Annotated in this window: 16 protein-coding genes; 7 read left to right on the plus strand and 9 right to left on the minus strand. The window is 64.9% G+C overall.

Translation table 11 applies throughout. From position 1 onward, the window contains the following. Positions 1-101: 101 nt before the first annotated feature. Positions 102-1028, minus strand: a complete 927-nt coding sequence (locus HB634_RS15255) for an AraC family transcriptional regulator (protein ID WP_082878979.1) — start codon at positions 1026-1028, stop codon at positions 102-104. Positions 1029-1075: 47 nt separating this feature from the next. On the opposite strand from HB634_RS15255, the gene HB634_RS15260 reads away from it, so the two are divergent. From HB634_RS15260 to HB634_RS15290, 7 genes are all read left to right on the plus strand, one after another. Continuing rightward, entirely contained in the window at positions 1076-1675 is a 600-nt protein-coding gene (locus HB634_RS15260; protein ID WP_213949164.1) for a short chain dehydrogenase, read from the plus strand. Positions 1676-2022: 347 nt separating this feature from the next. After that, positions 2023-2667 carry a hypothetical protein gene (locus tag HB634_RS15265; protein ID WP_213949165.1) on the plus strand — a complete coding sequence of 215 codons (645 nt, stop codon included), beginning with the start codon at positions 2023-2025 and terminating at the stop codon, positions 2665-2667. A 52-nt stretch (positions 2668-2719) separates the two neighbouring features. Next, positions 2720-3454 (plus strand): fimbria/pilus chaperone family protein, encoded by a 735-nt coding sequence (locus HB634_RS15270; protein ID WP_213949166.1) that lies wholly within the window; start codon positions 2720-2722, stop codon positions 3452-3454. Between the two features lie 5 nt (positions 3455-3459). Further along, positions 3460-5904 carry a fimbria/pilus outer membrane usher protein gene (locus HB634_RS15275; protein WP_213949167.1) on the plus strand — a complete coding sequence of 815 codons (2445 nt, stop codon included), beginning with the start codon at positions 3460-3462 and terminating at the stop codon, positions 5902-5904. Next, positions 5901-7082 (plus strand): hypothetical protein, encoded by a 1182-nt coding sequence (locus HB634_RS15280; protein ID WP_213949168.1) that lies wholly within the window; start codon positions 5901-5903, stop codon positions 7080-7082. The genes HB634_RS15275 and HB634_RS15280 overlap by 4 nt, the downstream gene beginning before the upstream one ends. Positions 7083-7203: 121 nt before the next feature. After that, on the plus strand, positions 7204-7845 hold the full coding sequence (locus HB634_RS15285) for a DUF1120 domain-containing protein (protein ID WP_213949169.1): 642 nt from the start codon (positions 7204-7206) through the stop codon (positions 7843-7845). Positions 7846-7927: 82 nt separating this feature from the next. Then, positions 7928-8596, plus strand: a complete 669-nt coding sequence (locus HB634_RS15290) for a hypothetical protein (RefSeq protein WP_213949170.1) — start codon at positions 7928-7930, stop codon at positions 8594-8596. A 143-nt stretch (positions 8597-8739) separates the two neighbouring features. Here the strand turns inward: HB634_RS15290 and ilvN are convergent, their stop codons facing one another. From ilvN to HB634_RS15330, 8 genes are all read right to left on the minus strand, one after another. Further along, on the minus strand, positions 8740-9219 hold the full coding sequence (gene ilvN, locus HB634_RS15295; protein ID WP_063572546.1) for an acetolactate synthase small subunit: 480 nt from the start codon (positions 9217-9219) through the stop codon (positions 8740-8742). 1 nt (position 9220) lies between these two features. Next, complete coding sequence (gene ilvB / locus HB634_RS15300; RefSeq protein ID WP_082879152.1) at positions 9221-11014, minus strand: biosynthetic-type acetolactate synthase large subunit; 1794 nt, start codon at positions 11012-11014, stop codon at positions 9221-9223. 202 nt (positions 11015-11216) lie between these two features. After that, complete coding sequence (ilvC, locus tag HB634_RS15305) at positions 11217-12236, minus strand: ketol-acid reductoisomerase (protein ID WP_213949171.1); 1020 nt, start codon at positions 12234-12236, stop codon at positions 11217-11219. Positions 12237-12375: 139 nt separating this feature from the next. Further along, positions 12376-14109, minus strand: a complete 1734-nt coding sequence (ilvD, locus tag HB634_RS15310; RefSeq protein WP_213949407.1) for a dihydroxy-acid dehydratase — start codon at positions 14107-14109, stop codon at positions 12376-12378. A 26-nt stretch (positions 14110-14135) separates the two neighbouring features. Then, positions 14136-15200 carry a 3-isopropylmalate dehydrogenase gene (leuB, locus tag HB634_RS15315; RefSeq protein ID WP_213949172.1) on the minus strand — a complete coding sequence of 355 codons (1065 nt, stop codon included), beginning with the start codon at positions 15198-15200 and terminating at the stop codon, positions 14136-14138. After that, positions 15197-15793 carry a 3-isopropylmalate dehydratase small subunit gene (gene leuD / locus HB634_RS15320; RefSeq protein WP_213949173.1) on the minus strand — a complete coding sequence of 199 codons (597 nt, stop codon included), beginning with the start codon at positions 15791-15793 and terminating at the stop codon, positions 15197-15199. Before leuD ends, leuB begins: the two co-directional genes overlap by 4 nt. Then, on the minus strand, positions 15790-17205 hold the full coding sequence (leuC, locus tag HB634_RS15325; protein WP_213949174.1) for a 3-isopropylmalate dehydratase large subunit: 1416 nt from the start codon (positions 17203-17205) through the stop codon (positions 15790-15792). The genes leuD and leuC overlap by 4 nt, the downstream gene beginning before the upstream one ends. Further along, positions 17202-18152 carry a branched-chain amino acid transaminase gene (locus HB634_RS15330; RefSeq protein ID WP_063573626.1) on the minus strand — a complete coding sequence of 317 codons (951 nt, stop codon included), beginning with the start codon at positions 18150-18152 and terminating at the stop codon, positions 17202-17204. The genes leuC and HB634_RS15330 overlap by 4 nt, the downstream gene beginning before the upstream one ends. Positions 18153-18159: the final 7 nt, after the last annotated feature.

Consider the following 18159-nt stretch of genomic DNA (forward strand, 5'->3'; position numbering starts at 1 on the left):
CGCTAATGCTGCGGTGCAGCACCTCGTGAGAGCAGCAATAAAGTACGTATACAGGCCGGGCCAGGCAGGGGCGGGCATCTACCGCGTGACGCGGCGCGCCATTACAGGTCGGCAGCGGGTTGCCTGTGTCGCATCCGATATTCGCGCGGCGTCATGCCGGTGAGGACGAGAAAGCGGCGATTGAAGTTCGACAGGTTACTGAAGCCGACCTCGTAACAGATGTCGGTAATGGACCCTGGGGAAGCCACGAGCTTCTCGCATGCGCGTTGCACGCGCGTCTGGTTTACGTAGTCGATGAAGCGGTATCCGGTGTGCTGGTGGAAGAATCGCGAGAAGGCGGTTTCGGACATGCCCAGGCGTTCGGCCACGGTCTTGAGCGACACGTCGCCAGCGTGGTGTCGGTCGATGAAGGTCACCGCGCGGTGCAGTTTCATCGATTGGCTGGGGTCGGCCGATGCCTGGAAGGGACGACTGCTCAGAGGTCGTCGTGTGGGGTCGTCGGCGAGGGCTTCGATCATCTCGAAGAAGCTCGCCACGCGACGTAATCCGGGATTCTCCGCTACCCGGCGGAAGTACGGTTCCAGCTGCCGGCCGAGGTTCGGCGCGAACTCGATCCCGTAGCGTGCTTCCTCCAGCAACAAGGACTTCACGTGCCGGGCCGAGGGGAAGAACTCGATGCAGCGACGCACGAAGGCTTCCGAGAACAGGATCACGCGATCGCGCAGCGCGGCCGGCTCGCAAGTCGTATCGGTTACCCAGTTATGCGGCACGTTGGGGCCGGTCAGCATCAGGGTGTACGGCGCGAAGCGGCCTTCGTAGTCGCCTACGTAGGCGGTACCCTCAGTCGCGACGATGAGATGAAGCTCGTAGGCCGGGTGGTAATGCCAACGGATGAGCCGGCTACGCGAGCCATGATCGAGGTAGTGGATCGACGGTTCGTCCGAGAGGCCGAGCACATCCTGCTCACGGCCGAGCGCCGAGGTATCGGCCATGGGCGGCGGCAGCGAAAGGGCGGCGCGACGGTTCATGCGACCGAGCGTACTCTTTCCTGTTATCAATCACCAAGGAGGCGAATATGAAGGTCCTGATCGTGGGCGCCAACGGCACCCTGGGCAAGGCGGTTGCGACGGAACTGGGTGCTCGGCACGAGATCGTCGGCGCAAGCCGTTCCCACGGCGACGTGCGCGTCGACCTGCGCGATACGGACAGCGTCGAGGCGATGTTCCTTGATGTGGGGCCGGTCGATGCCGTGATTTCCACCGCCGGCAAGGTACCGTTCGCGCCGCTGGGCGAGCTCACCGAGGCGCAGTACCTCGAGGGCCTGCAGGACAAACTGTTCGGCCAGATACGTCTGGTCAACGCGGGCACGCCGCATCTGCGCGATGGTGGCTCGTTCACCCTGATCACCGGCATCCTCACCGAGCAGCCGATTCTGTCCGGCGCGGTGGCGAGCACGGTCAACGGAGCCGTCGAGGCTTTCGTCCGCGCCGCTGCCATCGAATTACCCCGCGGCATCCGCATCAATGTCGTCAGCCCGACCGTGCTGACCGAAGCGATGCATGCCTACGCGCCGTACTTCCGTGGTTTCGAGCCGGTGAGCGCCGCGCGCGCCGCGATGGCGTTCTCGCGGTCGGTCGAGGGTCGACAAACAGGGCAGGTTTACAAAGTCTGGTGAGTGTCGGCGCGCGCATGTCCTGTGGGAGCCGCTTCAGCGGCGATGGGTGCTCGCGGCACGCGGGCCCGCTGCCGCGGGTTCGCCGATGAATCGGCTCCCACAATGAATCGGCTCCCACAATGAATCGGCTCCCACAATGAATCGGCTCCCACAATGAATCGGTGCCCGTAAATAGGAGTGATCCTATGTCGGTCCGACGATGTCATCGATACGATAGCCGACCTCTCAGAACGCGCTCCGGCGGCAGCAGTCAGATAGCTGGCGGGACGCGTCGCACAGCCATGACGCATCGCACTGGGCGTGCAGGAGTTTTACGGCCGTAACGGCCTCTTCAGGAGAAGTATCAGATGCGTCATCTTGCATTGTTTACCGGCGTCGCCCTGGCATCGCTGGTTCCCGTTTCCGCCATGGCCGACGACACCGCCCATCTCACGGTGACTGGCACGATCTCGCCGGCGGTCTGCAATGTATCGCTGGCAGGTGCCTCCGAAGTGAAGCTCGATCCGGTGAAGCTGTCGGACTTCACGCCGGGTCAGGATCTGCACCTTCCTGAAAAGACAGCTTCCCTGAGCATCGAGTGCCAGGGTGCCTCAGCGAAGTTCCGCCTCAAGGCCTCCGATGCCAGGGCGGACCTCGGTATCTCCGCGCCGGGCGCTTCCCATTACAGCCTGGGCTTCAACGAGGACGGAAAGAAACCCAACGGCTACTTTGCGCTGAACATCGATGCGGCTTCCATGTCGACGAACAACTTCGTGCTGAAGTCGACCGATGGCGGCCTCGGCGAAGCCTGGGCGTCGGCGGTGACCGGGCCGGTAGCGTTCGATCACGATGGCGAAGCATTTGCCTTCGCAACGAGTGCGGGGGCCACGGAACCCGCGGATCTCGCGTCGCTCATCGTGCCGCTGAAAATCAAGGCCGTCCTTGCCAAGGATCCGGTGGTTACCGACGAGGTCGAGCTCGCCGGCCAGGCGACGATCGAAATCTTTTACTGAGCAACGGCGTTCCCGGCACCCCGTGCCGGGAACGCGCGTGTGGAGAGCTGACATGTCGAGAATGATAGCGCCCCACAGGCGGCCGGCGCGCTTCGTGTTCGCCCTGACGCTGGCCGGACTGTTTTCCGGATTACCTGTGCACGCAGACGGCATGCTGCCGGAAACCTCGGTCGTCCTCGTTTACGAGGAGAAGGGCGAGGCGGCGATCAAGGTGCGAAACAGCGATACGCGGCCGTCGCTCCTGCACGTTACCCTGCAGGACATCCCCGAAGACGTCGAGCCGTTGCTGTTCGTTACGCCGCCGGTGTCGCGCGTCGAGCCAGGCCAGGACCAGCTGGTCCGTTTCATCCTGCGCCATACCAAACCACTGACGACGCAGCGTCTCAAACGCGTCGTGTTCGAAGGCATCCCGCCGAAGAACAAGCTCGAACCGGGCCGTGCCACCGTGGCGGTGAATATCCGACAGAACCTCCCGGTCATCGTGCATCCGAAAGGGCTTCCCTTGAACCGCGAACCGTGGACGGGTCTTACCTGGTCGATCGCGAACGGCGAGCTGACCGTTCGTAACGACACGCCTTATGTCGTGCGCATGGGCCAGGAAGTGCATTTGCTGCCGACGATGGCGTCGGTGAAGGTTCCCTCCGCGTACGTGCTGCCGGGTGCCCACCACGTAGTCCCGATTCCCGAGGCGGCGCACGCTTCCATGTCGGTTCGCCTGTATCCCGCGACGGTCTATGGTTTTGCCGTGGACGCGTACGATGCACCGTTGACCACGGTCGCCCGCTAAGCACCGTGAGTTCACCTGCGCCAAGCCGTCGACTGCGAGGCGCACATCTGCGGCTGGCGTTACTGCCGCTGGCTTGCGTACTCGACCTGCCCGATGCCTGCGCCAACGAGGTCGAGTTCGATGTGGGTATGTTGAAGCTGCGCGGTATCGACCCGAAGCTGGCCGATTATTTTCGAGAAGCGCCTCGCTTTACCGCCGGGTCCCATGAGGTGTCCTTGCGGGTCAATGGACAATCCTTGGGACGGGTGAGCGTGCGGTTCGACGATCACGGTGGGCTCTGCGTCGACCCGGGATTGCTGGAGGCCGCGGCGATCGTGTCGCCCCGGACACACGATCCGTTGACGAAGTCATCCAAGGCGCAGCCCTGCCTGAGCCTGGCTTCGATGTTCCCCACCGCGCACGCCGAGCTCGATCCGGCCGGTGGCGAGGTCTCCCTGCTGGTACCCACCCATGCACTGCGCGAGCGACGGCAAGATATGTCGGGGTATGCACGCGGTGGAACAGCGGCGCTCTTCAACTACGATCTCACCGGCCTGGAAAGCCGATGGGGTTCGCGACGCAGCCGCTACGCGTCCGCCAATACCGAGACGGGATTCAACGCTGGCGATTGGGTGGTCCGCAGCCGTCAGGTGTCGACATCGATCGATGGTAGACACCGTACCGAGGTACTCGACACGTACGCTCAACGTTCGTTTGCCGAGCACGGGGCGGTGCTCCAGTTCGGCGAGATCAATGTTGTGAATCCCGCACTGCCCGGGGCCCAGATCACCGGCGTGCAGGTGATGAGCGAGCAGGCCCTGGCTACGCCGGGCGCGGGCGCCGTCGTGGAGGGTGTTGCCCAGAGCCAGGGACGTATCGAAATCCGTCAGGACGGTGTGCTCGTTTACTCCACCGTGGTACCCGCAGGGCCGTTCGTACTGAGAGACATTCCGCGTATCAACCGCCGCGCCGACCTGGACGTCACCGTCGCCGGCGCTGGCGGCGAGTCGCAACACTTCGTCGTGCCGATGTCCATGGCCGGCGCCATCGCGCCATCCACCGGCTATTCGTTTGCGCTGGGCAGGACACGAAATACAGGCGGTACCGAGGCCCCATGGATGGTCAGCGCGGGCTGGAGTGCTACCGCTCGTCGTCGGCTCAAGGTCAGCGGTGGCGCCACGCTGGCATCGAACTACCAGGCGATCGGGGCGGGCGTCGGCTCAGGGTCGGCATCGGGCAGCCAGGTGCAACTCGATATCACCGGAGCACGAGCGTCGCGCGAGGGCGTCACCGGTATGCAAGCGCTGCTGACCTGGTCGCAGCGCCTGGGCGAGGCATGGTCGGTCGCGCTTTCGCACTCGAGGCAGGGTCCGGGCTTTCGTGAATTCCTCGGTTCGTCCTTGCGCGTCGCCGCCGGCGCGCGTCGAACACGCTATCGCGACCAGACCTCGCTCTCGCTTTCCTGGTCACGCCAGGGGTTGGGCAACCTCAGTGCGGGATATTCACGTACCGGTCTGTTCGACGGCCAGACGACAAGCCGGGCCCTGGCTTCCTGGGGTACCCGTATCGGCCGCGCATCGGTATCGTTGTCGGCGGAATGGACGCTTAGCCACGAGCGTCGCACCGGTAACAAGAGCTTCTATCTGAACGTCAATGTGCCGCTTGGCGATAGCCATCGCCTGGCGAGCACCGTGCGTCGGTACGCCGGCGAAACCCGCTACGGTGCAAGCTTCTCCGGGCAGATGAGCGAGTTCGCTTCGTACAGTACCGGGCTGGAATATCGGTCCGGCGACCACCAGCGCAGCGAGTCAGCCGCCGTCTCCTTGCTGCCGCGTTACTTCCAGCTGGACGCCGGGTATGCGCACGACACGCGCAGCCGCACCACGAGCCTCGGCCTTCGCGGCGGTCTGGTAGTGCACGATCGGGGCGTGACGGCGTCGCCTTATGCCGTGCGTGAGACTTTCGGTGTCCTCTCCGTGGGCGATACCGCTGGCATACGTGTATCGACGCCGGGCGGGCCGGTATGGACCGATGCACGCGGCTACGCGGTGCTGCCGCAACTGAGCGCCTATGGCAACAGCAGCATCGAAGTCGCCACCGATTCGCTCCCGCGCGACATGGATATCGATCACGGTGCCTCGGTCATCTCAGCCGGCCGTGGCACGGTGGCGAAACTCGCCTTCGGGGTGAGCAGGACGCGTCGCGTCCTCGTGCGTGCGCAGACTGTGGACGGGCAGCTCCTGCCGTTCGGTGCCACGGTGACGGACGAGACGGGTGAGGTGGTCGGCATGGTGCAGCGTGAGGGCGAGATTTTCGTACCGAACGTGATGGCGACACCCCGGCTATGGGTGAGCGGCCCCGATACGCCTCCCTGTGAGCTCGACATCGACATCGACGATCACGTCGATCGAGACACGTATTACGAGTCCGCGTCGGCGGTATGCCGGGTGAGCGGCGAGGCCGTTCGATGATGGCCGGACGGAGGGCTGTCGCCAAGGCATTCGCCCATGTCGCCGCGTGGTTGCTCGCGCTGCTGTTCGTGCCCACCGTTGGTGCGCAGGATCACCCCTGCAACGTGCTGCTCGGCGCGCCGCACGTCGACTACGGTCGGCTCAGCCGGGCGACGCTGGCGGTCGATGCCCATGGCGTGCTCGGCCTGCCGGCTCGTACCGTGGCCCTGCACATCCATTGCTCCGAGCCTGGCGACATGGTGCTTTTCTTCCGCGGGCCGCCTGCCGATGCCGTGGCATTTCGTTTCACCGACCAGGGCCGTTTTGCCCTACGCCTGCGCGACGGACGTCTGGACGGCCTGCCCGTGGACCTGGGGTGGGTGGACCACAGCGGTGGCATGTCACGTCGGACGGATGACCGGCTGGCATGGACGCCTGACCAGGGATTATCGCCGGTGAAGAACGGCATGGCGGCGACCGGTCGCGATTTCAGCGCGCAGATCGACATCGATACGTACGTCGACGAAGGTGCGTTGAAGGTCAGTGACGCCTCGCGCTGGGTAGTGACGGGTACGGTCGACATGGGCCGTGCCGCGGCGCCGCGCGAGCTCACCCTTCAGGCCGACGTACAGCCGGGACGTTGCAGCGTGGATATCGTTCGCCACGTGTCGTTCGGGCATCTTCGCTCGATGGACCTGGATAGCCATGGCGCTTCGACACGGATCCCGTCGGCCGGGAACGGCCAGCTACGGGTGGTGTGCGATGCGCCGATGCCCTTCGCCTTCCGTGTGATGCGTGACGAACGCGCAGGTACGGCGTCCGCACCGGTCGGCCTGGGAACGTCGTACAAGGACGGCGAACTATTTGGCCTGGGCAAGACAGGTGCCGGCGAGAACATCGGCGCCTACGTATTGCACTGGGCTGCGCATGCGACGTCCGACCAGGGCGACCTTCGCGCGACACAGTCGCTCGACGGCGGCCGGTCGTGGCTATCCACGGAGGCTTCTATCGTCGCCAATCACGCCAATGCCGGGCGGGTGGGTTACGTCGGCGCCGAGGACGCGGCGACGGGTCCTGCGCGTTTGAACGTACTCGACGTGACCCTGGAGACGACGATCTTCATTGCACCCAAGCACCTGCTCTCGCTTGGCGAAGAGATAACGGCAGATGGCCTGGTCACTTTCGAGATCGTCTACTGACGAAAGAACGCAACACACAACCGATGGAGGTACCACCTTGACGCTTCGTTCTTCCCTGTTTGCCCTCGGGCCACTGCTTCGTGCGAGGTCAACGACGTCCAGCGCCGGACAAAGGAAAGTCATGAACCCTTGTGGGTGTTTGATTGGGGTGGCACTTGCTTTAGCGCCGATCGGGGTCCGAGCAAGTGATCGGGCGGACCTGAGCGTAGCGGGTACGATCATGCCGTCGTCGTGCGAGGCGTTCGTGCGCGGCGGTCAGCTCGACCTTGGGGTGATCCACTTCGCGGACCTGAATCCCGACGAGACTCAGCCGACCCATCTCGTCGACAAGGAGAACAAACTCGACATTCTCTGCAATGGACCTGCCCGGTTCGCTCTCGGGGCCACGGACCTGTCCGATGGCGGCGGCAACGGACGCAATTTCTTCGGCCTCGGCCTTGGGTCCAATGACAAGTCGATAGGCCACATAACGATAAGCGAGCGCAATGACGGATTCATGGCCGATGGTAAACGGGCGTATCTGACGGCGACGGAGGATCGCGAGCTCTGGTTTGCCTCGTCGAAAAGCCCCATACCGTTTTCCCAGGCGGACTACCTCCTCGGCCTGAACAAGACCGAAGGATCGAGTGCGGGCCCGGACTTCGTACGGCAGGCGTCGATGTGGTTGTTCATCCCCGTGACGATCGCGCCGAAGGCGGATCTGGTGCCGGGAGACGAGCTCGTCCTCGCCGGAAATGTCTTGTTCGAGATCAAGTATCTCTGACCTTGGGTCACGCGATCGTCCAGGGTCGGTCGATATCCATGCCGGCGTCGATGCCGGCAACGTAAATCAACAAGGAATGCGAATGATACACTTCAATGCCTTAGGCGCGTCGGCAGCGCTGCTGCTCATGGCAAGCTCGGCAGTGGCGAGCGAGACCCGCGCCGATCTTCTCGTCAAGGGATCCATTACCCCGGCTGCAGCATGTAGCGTGGTCGTCGGCAGCACACTCAACCTGGGTACGATCAGGCGTGATCAGCTCGAGGCGGATCCCTCCAAGGAAACCGAGCTCGAGGAGCAGCGGGTGTCGACGACGGTCAACTGCCCCAGTGCCCGGCGCTTTGCCTTTGTCGTTCGCGAAGCCGGGGGCAACGATGCGTCATCGGACAGGATCTTCCCGATGCGGGCGAATGAAAGTGGAAAAGATACCGGCAAGTTGTTCCTTCTCTTCGATGCCCAATCGACCAAGATCGACGGCGTCCAAGGCTACGCGACGGGTGCGGACCGCGTGAATGACCTCGAGCAAGCCACCTGGGGGCCGGCAACGTCACCGCGCGAGAACCTGCCGATCACCAACGGACGTTACGCGGTTGGTTTCGTCACGGAGGCGGCGAGCACGGCAGCGCCGGCCAACATCAAGGACCTCAGCGTCAAGCTGCTGGTGAGGCCCCGGATCAATCCCGTGAACGAGCTCGACCTTTCGGCGGATATCGGCTTCTCGAGCGATCTCGGGCTCGAAATAAACTACTTCTAGTCGCAACCCGTAGGAGTCGATTCATCGGCGATCCCGCCGCAGCGCGGGCACTTCGTCGCGGCGCGGAAGTCCACCGCAGTGGGGCAGCCGGTCGCGAGCACCCATCGCCGATGAATCGGCCCCCACCGTACACAGAGCGGCGGTCAGGCCGTCGCCAAAGGGCGCTCAATGGCGGCGATACCGCTGCGTGCGTGATCGACGATCTCGCCAGCGAGACGCAGTGCATCGAGGAAGGCGTCGACCTCGTCGGCGCGCCCGGTGAACTCGGCGACCGACTGGTTTCCTGCGCGTTGCAGGAGCCGTCCGCCGAACTGGGCGAGGCACGCATCCACCGCACCGGCACTGGCTTCGACGTGGGCGACGAGGAGTTCCCGCTCCACGTGTTCGCGCCGGGTGATCTCCGCGATCTCGATCACATCGACGAGCTTTGCCGTTTGCTTGATGATCTGCTCGACCACGGCGTCGTCGCCGAACACCACGAGCGTGAGGCGTGACGCATCCACGTCGTGCGTGGCCGCCACGGTGAGCGATTCGATGTTGTAGCCCCGCGAGGCGAACAGACCGGCAACGCGTGCGAGTGCACCGGCTTCGTTCTGCAACAGCATGGAGATCAGGTGGCGCATGTCAGAACATTCCCGTGGGTTCGGCGGTGTCGGTCGCCGGCGCGTGGCGACTGGCGATCCAGTCGCCGGTGATCATCTCGGCGTAGGTCGATCCCGGGCCCACCATGGGATAGACGCCGGCATCCGGATCGATGATCACCTCGAGAAAGGCCGGGCCCTCGAAAGCGAGGAAGTCGGCGATGGTGGCGTCGATATCGTCCGGCTTGTCGAGGCGCTGCGCCCATTCGAAACCGTCGGCCTGGGCGGCGCGAACGAAATCTTTCTTATGCAGGCTCTTGTCCGAGGCTGAGAAGCGGCCCTTGAAGAACAGCTTCTGCCATTGGCGCACCATGCCGTCGCCAGCATTGTTCATCACGACGACTTTCACGGGAAGGTCGTACGTCGTCACCGTTTCGAGCTCACCGATGTTCATGCGGATGCTGGCATCGCCGTCGATATCGATGACGGTCAGGTCGCGCCTGGCGAACTGCGCGCCGATCGCTGCGGGCAGGCCGAAGCCCATCGTGCCCATGGATCCCGACGTCAGCCAGCGACGCGGCTCGCGGAAGTCGAAATACTGCGCCGCCCACATCTGGTGTTGGCCAACGCCCGTGCTGATGATGGCGCGCCCGTCGGTGATGCGGTTGATCGCCTCGATGACCGCGCAGGGATGGATCGTTTCACCGTCGCGGCAGAAGTCCATGGCATGGCTTTTCTTCAGTGCGGCGACGTGGTCGTGCCAGGGAGCGTAGTCGGTTGTGAAGCCGATGCGCTGGCCGTAAGCGAGCAGGCGCTCCAGGGACGCGTCCAATGAACCGATATGGTGCCAGTCGACCGCCTTGACCTTACCGATCTCCGCAGGGTCGATATCGATCTGGGCAATCGCGCGTGCCTTCGGTGCGAACTTGGCCGGCACCCCGACCACCCGGTCATCGAACCGGGCACCGAGCGCGAAGACGAGGTCGCAATCGTCCATGGCATAGTTGGCATAGGCGGCGCCATGCATGCCCAGCATGCGCAGGGCGAGCGGGTCGGTGGTATCGAAACCGCCGATGCCCATCAGCGTCGTGACGACCGGCAGGCCGAACGCGTGTGCGAACTCCCGGAGTACGCCTGCGGCTCCGGCTGAAACGATGCCGCCACCTGCGTAGATCAGCGGCCGCTTAGACGCGGCGAGCATGGCGAAGAATTCGGCGCACTGAGTATCGTCGATGACGGCGGATTCCACCGCATGCAAGCGAGAACGGTAGCCGCGCACCGCAAGTTCGCGCCGGCCTTCGAAGATGAGTGGCGCGTTCTGGACGTCCTTGGGTATGTCGATAACCACGGGCCCTGGCCGCCCGCTCCGGGAGATATGAAATGCCGTGCGCAAGGTGGCCTCGAGCGTGGAAGCATCGGTCACCAGGAACACGTGTTTCGCGCAGGCGCCCATGATCGTGGTGATGGGCGCTTCCTGGAAGGCGTCGGTACCTATGGAGCCCGTGGGAACCTGGCCGCAGATCACGACCAGGGGAATCGAATCGGCCATGCAATCGCGCACCGGCGTCACGGCATTCGTGGCACCCGGTCCGGAGGTGACGAGTGCGACGCCCACGCGACCCGACGCGCGTGCATAGCCGGCCGCCATGAAGCAGGCACCCTGTTCGTTGGCGGGCACGATGAGCGGCAGGGATTCGCGGCCGTCGTCGTGGAGATGGCTTTCGTTGTAGCGGAATACCGCGTCGTACACAGGAAGGATGGCGCCACCGGAGTAACCGAAGAGTACGTCGAGGCCCTCGTCGGCAAGCACTTGCACGACGATGTCCGCCCCGGTCATGGACTGGCCAGCCAGGGGATGATTCACGGTTGGACGGCGAATGTCGCCGACGGATTCCAGTTGCGCGTTCACGGGTATGTGAGTCCTTTAACGTCGAAAAGCCTGAGCTCTTGTAGGAGCCGCTTCAGCGGCGAAGGGTCCTCGCCGCCATCGGCCCGCTGCCGCGGGATCGCCGGCATAGCCGGCTCCTACAGGGTTTCGGTCAGTCAGCTTTGGCCGGTTCGGCGGCTGGCTTTGGCTGGTTGGTGGCTAGCCAGGGCATGCGGGCGCGTAGCTGCGCACCGACTTTCTCGATCGGGTGATCGAGATCGCGCTGCTTGAACGCCTTGTAGTTGGGCAGGCCTGCCTTGTACTCGGCGGTCCACTCGCGGGCGAACGTGCCGTCCTGGATCTCGGTGAGCACCTGCTTCATGCGCTGCTTCGTACCTTCGTCGACGATGCGCGGGCCACGCGTGTAATCACCGTACTGCGCCGTTTCCGAGATGAACTCGAGCATGCGGGCGATGCCACCTTCGTAGAACAGGTCGACGATCAGCTTGAGCTCGTGCATCACCTCGTAATAGGCGATCTCCGGGCGATACCCTGCCTCGACGAGGGTTTCGAATCCCTTGATGACCAGTTCGCTGGCACCACCGCAGAGCACGGCCTGCTCACCGAACAGATCGGTCTCGGTTTCTTCCTTGAAGTCGGTTTCGATCAGCATCGCGCGTGCACCGCCGATGCCGGCGGCGTAGGCCGTGGCACGTTCGGTGGCATGGCCAGTGGCATCCTGGTGCACCGCGTAGAGGCAGGGCACACCGCGACCGATTTCATACTCACGGCGGACGAGCGCGCCCGGCCCCTTCGGTGCGACGAGCACCACGTCGATGTCCTTGCGTGGTTCGATCTGGCCGAAGTGCACGTTGAAGCCGTGGGCGAACAACAGCGTCGCGCCGGGCTTGATGTTCGGCTCGATCGAGTTCTTGTAGATCTCGGGCTGGGTCATGTCCGGCGTGAGCACGGCGATCAGGTCCGCACCGCGGACGGCATCACCGGGCTCGGCCACGGCGAAGCCGTCGACATACGCGCGGCTCCATGACGGGCCACCGGGACGCAGGCCGACTACCACGTCGAGGCCGGAGTCCTTCAGGTTGAGCGCGTGTGCGCGGCCCTGGCTGCCGTAGCCGAGGACGGCGATACGGGCGTTCTGCAGCGGTGCGGTGGTGGCTTGCTTGTCGGTCACGGGGTGTCTCCTTGGGATTGCGAAGGTGTCATTCGGTGGTGGCTTGTTGTGGGAACCGATTCATCGGCGATTGGGGGTCGCGACACGGTCAGGGATTCGCCGATGAATCGGCTCCTACAGATGGGGGTGCTGGATAGGGTCAGTTACCGATGAGTTCCTGCGTCATGTCTTCTTCGTCGGATCGGCGCCGGGCGGGCGCCGTACCTGTCGCCGGCGCGTCGTCGAAGGCCTGGGTCACCGCGCCTTCCGCCGCCGAGCCAACCAGGCGCGCGTACTTCGCCAACACCCCGCGCGTTACCTTGGGTGGTGTGGGTTGCCACGCGCCACGGCGCGAGGCGAGGTCGGCATCGGTACGCAGTTCGCGTGTCGACGCGTCGATGAAGATCGCGTCGCCTTCGCGGAGCAGTCCGATCGGGCCGCCGCGTGCGGCTTCAGGCGCGATGTGCCCCACCATGAAGCCGTGCGTGGCACCGCTGAAACGGCCGTCGGTGATCAGCGCCACGTCGTTACCCAGTCCGCGACCGACCAGGGCAGCGGTGACGGCCAGCATCTCGCGCATGCCTGGACCGCCGGCAGGCCCTTCGTTACGAATGACCATGACATCGCCCGAGCGGATACGACCGGCCTGCACCGCGGCGAACGCCTCTTCTTCGCTTTCGAACACGCGGGCGGGACCCGCATGGCTGCTGCGACCGTGGCCGGCCAGTTTCAGGATGCAGCCTTCCGGCGAGAGGTTGCCGTAGAGGATGCTGTATCCGCCGCGCGGCTTGAACGCATGAGCGACCGGGCGCACCACTTGCTGCCCGTCGGTTGCCGGCGGCGCGGCGTCCAGCTCTGCGAACAGGCTGTGGCCCGTGACCGTCGGTGTATCCGTCAACAGCCCGGCCTTGCGTAGTTCCTGCGCGACGATGGCCGTGCCGCCCGCGGCGGTCAGCTCCACGGCGCTATAGCGACCGCCCGGCTTCAAATCGGCAATCACCGGTGTATTCGCCGATGCTGGCTCAAAGTCCTCGATGCTCAGCGGCACGCGCGCCTCGTTGGCCATGGCCAACAGGTGCAGCACGGCATTGGTCGAGCCTGCGGTCGCCGCGACCATGCGTGCGGCATTGTCGAAGGCCGCGCGCGTCATCACGTCGCGCGGCAGGCGGTTGTTATCCAGGCAGGCCATGGCGAGTTCGCCGCAGCGGAAGGCAGCGTCACGCTTGGCCGGATCGGTGGCGGGGATGTCGTTGAAGCCGACGGGTGACAGTCCCAGCGTGGTCAGCACCATCGCCATGGTGTTAGCGGTGAACTGCCCACCGCAGGCACCGGCGCCGGGGCAGGCATGGCGCTCGACATCGTCGAGTTCGGCGTCATCGATCTTGCCCGCGCCATGGGCGCCGACCGCTTCAAACACCTCCTGCACGGTGATCGGGCAACCGTTTCGATTGCCATGCGCGATGCTGCCGCCATACAGCGCGACACCCGGAATGTTGAGTCGGGCCAGCGCCATCGCGGCCGCTGGAATCGTCTTGTCGCAGCCGCACAGCACCACCATCGCATCCAGGCAATGACCATCCACCGCCAGTTCGATCGAGTCGGTGATCACTTCACGGCTGACCAGCGACGAACGCATGCCGGAGGTGCCCATGGCGATGCCGTCGGTGACGGCGATGGTGTTGAACTCCACCGGTGTACCACCGGCGGCGCGCACGCCTTCGGCGGCCGCTTCTGCCAGGTCGCGCAGGTTGAGGTTGCACGGCGACACGTTGGACCAGCTGTGCACGATCGCGACCATCGGACGGGCGATCGCCTCGTCATCGAGGCCGGTGGCGCGCAGCATCGCGCGTGCCGGAGCACGGTCCGGGCCGGTCTTTATCGCATCGCTGCGCAGCGTGCGGATCGGGATCTTCTTCTCGTTCATGCGGCCTCCGCCTTGGCGTTACATGCTTCCAGAACAGCGCGCGTGACCGTGTAGGTGGTCGCGCTACCGCCCAGATCGCGCGTGAGATTGCTGTGCTCCAGTACGTGATCCACCGCCGCTTCGACCACGGCCGCCTCGTTGGTCAGCCCCAGCGAATGGCGCAGCAGCATCGCTGCCGAGAGAATCGTCCCGAGCGGGTTGGCCAGTTGTTGTCCGGCGATGTCAGGCGCGGAGCCGTGGATCGGCTCGTAGACGCCCGCGCCGGGGCCACCGATCGATGCGGAAGGCGACAGGCCCAGCGAACCCGCCAGCACCGAGGCTTCATCCGTCAGGATGTCGCCGAACATGTTCTCGGTCACGATCACGTCGTACTCGGCGGGACGCGTGAGCAGATGCATGGCCATGGAATCGACCAACTGGTGCTCCAGTTCCACATCGGGGTAATCCGCACCGACGCGTGTAGCGACCGAACGCCACAGGCGCGAGGTCTCCAGCACGTTGGCCTTGTCGACCGAGGTGACCTTCTTCTTGCGCGTGCGTGCCAGCTCGAAGGCATGACGAACGACACGCTCGATCTCCACGACGCTGTAGCGGCACTCGTCGGTTGCGTCGGTATCACTGCGCGTTTTCGCGCCGAAGTAGATGCCGCCGGTGAGCTCGCGGATAAACACCAGATCCACACCCTTCGTGCGTTCGGGCTTGAGCGGCGACAGGGCCGCCGTGCGCGGGTGCAGCTTCAGCGGACGCACGTTCGCGAAAACGCCGAGCAGCTTGCGCATGGCCAGGAGACCCTGCTCGGGACGAACCGTCGCGTTCGGGTCCGACCACTTCGGGCCGCCCACGGCGCCCAGCAGGATGGCGTCCGCGGCCAGCAGCGCTTCACGCGTTGCCGGTGGCAGCGGATCGCCAAAGCGATCGATCGCGTCGCCACCGATCGCATGCTCGGCGAAAGTGAACTGATGACCGAAGCGCTCGGCGACCTGGCGCAGCACAGCTACGCCAGCCGCAGCGACTTCGGGGCCGATACCGTCACCCGGCAATACGACGATCTGGGCCTTCATGCGGCTTCCTCCATGCGGTTCTCGAAGGTGGCGATGGCGGCTTCGTGTTGCAGCAGGAAGCCCATCTGATCGACGCCGTTGAGCAGGCAGTGACGCGAGAAGGCGTCGAGGTCGAAGCGGATCGTTCCGCCGTCGGGCAGGCGGATCGAGCCATCGGCGATGTCGATACGCAGTTCGATGCCGGGATTGTCGAGCAGCCAGCGGTGTTCCGCCGCGCTCACGACGATGGCGAGCAGGCCGTTCTTGAGCGAGTTACCCCGGAAGATGTCCGCGATCTCGCTGGAGATGACCGCCTGGATGCCGTAGTCGAGCAGGGCCCACGGCGCGTGCTCACGCGAGGAGCCGCAGCCGAAGTTATGGCCGGCGACCAGGATGGCGCAGCCGCGGGCGTTTGCCTGATTCAGCGGGAAGGCAGGGTTGTCGCTGCCATCGGCGGCATAACGCCAGTCTTCGAAGCAATGCTTGCCCAGCCCCGTGCGTTCGGTCGTGGTGAGGAAGCGCGCCGGGATGATCCGGTCGGTGTCGATATTTTCGTTGCGCAGCACCGCGGTACACGAATGCACGTAGGCGAGCGGGCGGCTGGTCGGGCTCATGCGGCAACTTCCTGGGTCATGTATTCGCGTGGATCGGCAACGCGTCCGGCGATCGCAGACGCGGCGGCGACGAGCGGGCTGGCGAGCACGGTGCGTGCGCCCTTGCCCTGGCGTCCCTCGAAATTACGGTTGCTGGTGGCGACGACGAGCTGGCCCGGCTGGGCCAGGTCGCCGTTCATGGCAATGCACATGGAGCAACCCGGCTCGCGCCACTCGGCGCCTGCGGCGCGGAATATCTCGTGCAGGCCTTCGCGCTCGGCGTCGCGACGCACCTGCTCCGAGCCTGGGACGACCAGCATGCGTACGCCGGCGGCGACCGTGCGACCACGCATGATTTCCGCGGCGGCGCGCAGGTCGGAGAGGCGACCGTTGGTGCAACTGCCAATGAAGACCACATCGACCGCCGCGCCCGCGATGGGTTTACCCGCGACCACCTGCATGTAGTCGAGTGCGCGCTGTTCAACCGCGTCGGCGGCGGGAGGCACATTGGCGTGAATGGCGACGACCATGCCCGGGTGCGTGCCGTACGTGACCGAGGGCTGGATCGTCGATGCGTCGATGCGCACTTCGCGGTCGTACGTTGCGCCCGTATCGCTTGGGAGCGTGCGCCACGCCGCGACGGCACGATCCCATGCGTCGCCCTTCGGCACGCGCTCGCGGCCTTCCAGCCACGCGAATGTCGTCTCGTCCGGAGCAATCAGGCCGGCACGCGCGCCCGCTTCGATGGACATGTTGCAGACGGTCATGCGCTCTTCCATCGACAACGCGCGTATCGCATCACCCTTGTACTCGAGCACGTATCCCGTACCGCCACCGATGCCGATGGTGCCGATGATGTGCAGGATCAGGTCTTTCGCCGTGACGCCACGCTGCAGGGCGCCATCCACATGGATGGCGAAGGACTTCGGCTTGCGCTGGAGCAGGCATTGCGTGGCCAGCACGTGGCCGACCTCGGTGGTGCCGATGCCGAACGCCAGCGCACCAAACGCGCCATGGGTGGCGGTATGGCTGTCGCCGCAGACGATGGTCATGCCGGGCTGCGTCGCGCCTACTTCGGGACCGGCGACGTGGACAATCCCGCGCTGCGGGCTGTCCCAGCCCATGAGGTCGACGCCAAACTCGCGAACATTCGATTCCAGCTTCGCGACCTGTGCTTCGGCTTCCTTCGTGTAGTACGGACGAACGCCGCTCGCATTGGCGGGCAGGGTCGGCGTGGAGTGATCGAGCGTCGCCAGCGTGCGATCGGGACGACGCACCTGCAGGTTGCGCAAGCGCAATTCATCGAAGGCCTGCGGGGAGGTCACTTCGTGGACCAGGTGCAGGTCGATGTAGAGCACGCCCGGTGTGCTCTCGGTCTCCGGAGCGACCTGGTGGCTGTCCCACAACTTGTCGAACAATGTACGCGCGCTCATGCGGCGGCCCTCCCGGCAACGGCAGGCTCGTCGATGGCGGTCAGCCAGCCCCAGCGGTCTTCGGTGCGACCGTCGAACAGGCCGAAAAAGTCTTCCTGCAACTGGCGCGTGATCGGGCCCGGCCGACCATTGCCAACGGGCTTGCGATCGACCGAGCGCACCGCGGTGACTTCCGCGGCCGTACCCGTCATGAACACCTCGTCGGCGAAATACAACATTTCTCGCGGAAGCGATTGCTCGACGACGTTGAAGCCGCGCTCGCGGGCCAGGGTCAGCACGGAGTCGCGCGTGATGCCGCAGAGGATCGACGACGCGGCGGGCGGCGTGTAGATGGTGCCCTTGCGCACGATGAACAGGTTCTCGCCGGCACCTTCGCTCAGCAGGCCATCGGTGCCCAGCGCGATGCCTTCCGCGAAGCCGCCATTGATCGCCTCACGGGCGATCAGCTGGCTGTTGAGGTAATTGCCGCCGGCCTTCGCACCGCTCGGGTAGGTGTTGGGTGCGGCGCGGTTCCAGGAGGAGACACACACGTCCACGCCGTTCTCGATGGCATCGGCGCCGTGGTAAGCGCCCCAGGGCAGGGCGATGATGGCGACATCCACCGCGGTATCCAGTGAGGGAGCGAGGCTGAAGGTGAAGCCGCTGCGGAAGACGATCGGACGGACATAGGCGGAGGTGAGGCCGTTGGCAGCGATCACGTCACGGCAGGCGCGATTGATCGCGTCGGCGTCGTAGGGCATCGTCAGGTCGTAAATGCGGGCGGAGTGGAACAAGCGCTCCGTGTGTTCTTCCAGCCGGAAGTAGCGCGGTCCGTCGGGCGTGGCATAAACGCGCACACCTTCGAACACGGAGGAGCCGTAATGCAGCGCATGCGCGCCGACATGCACGGTGGCGTCGGCCCAGGTCTTGATGCGACCGTTGTGCCAGAGATGGGTCGGGGCTTCCATGTGTTGC

The sequence above is a fragment of the Luteibacter sp. dw_328 genome (genome assembly GCF_018449605.1).
GTDB lineage: Bacteria > Pseudomonadota > Gammaproteobacteria > Xanthomonadales > Rhodanobacteraceae > Luteibacter.

Coding starts and splice junctions, on each gene's coding strand:
- HB634_RS15285 (WP_213949169.1), top strand. CDS start 7,204: ATGAACCCTTGTGGGTGTTTGATTGGGGTGGCACTTGCTTTAGCGCCG.
- HB634_RS15260 (WP_213949164.1), top strand. CDS start 1,076: ATGAAGGTCCTGATCGTGGGCGCCAACGGCACCCTGGGCAAGGCGGTT.
- HB634_RS15265 (WP_213949165.1), top strand. CDS start 2,023: ATGCGTCATCTTGCATTGTTTACCGGCGTCGCCCTGGCATCGCTGGTT.
- HB634_RS15270 (WP_213949166.1), top strand. CDS start 2,720: ATGTCGAGAATGATAGCGCCCCACAGGCGGCCGGCGCGCTTCGTGTTC.
- HB634_RS15280 (WP_213949168.1), top strand. CDS start 5,901: ATGATGGCCGGACGGAGGGCTGTCGCCAAGGCATTCGCCCATGTCGCC.
- ilvB (WP_082879152.1), bottom strand. CDS start 11,014: ATGACCGGGGCGGACATCGTCGTGCAAGTGCTTGCCGACGAGGGCCTC.
- HB634_RS15330 (WP_063573626.1), bottom strand. CDS start 18,152: ATGGAAGCCCCGACCCATCTCTGGCACAACGGTCGCATCAAGACCTGG.
- HB634_RS15255 (WP_082878979.1), bottom strand. CDS start 1,028: ATGAACCGTCGCGCCGCCCTTTCGCTGCCGCCGCCCATGGCCGATACC.
- leuC (WP_213949174.1), bottom strand. CDS start 17,205: ATGAGCGCGCGTACATTGTTCGACAAGTTGTGGGACAGCCACCAGGTC.
- leuB (WP_213949172.1), bottom strand. CDS start 15,200: ATGAAGGCCCAGATCGTCGTATTGCCGGGTGACGGTATCGGCCCCGAA.
- HB634_RS15290 (WP_213949170.1), top strand. CDS start 7,928: ATGATACACTTCAATGCCTTAGGCGCGTCGGCAGCGCTGCTGCTCATG.
- ilvN (WP_063572546.1), bottom strand. CDS start 9,219: ATGCGCCACCTGATCTCCATGCTGTTGCAGAACGAAGCCGGTGCACTC.
- leuD (WP_213949173.1), bottom strand. CDS start 15,793: ATGAGCCCGACCAGCCGCCCGCTCGCCTACGTGCATTCGTGTACCGCG.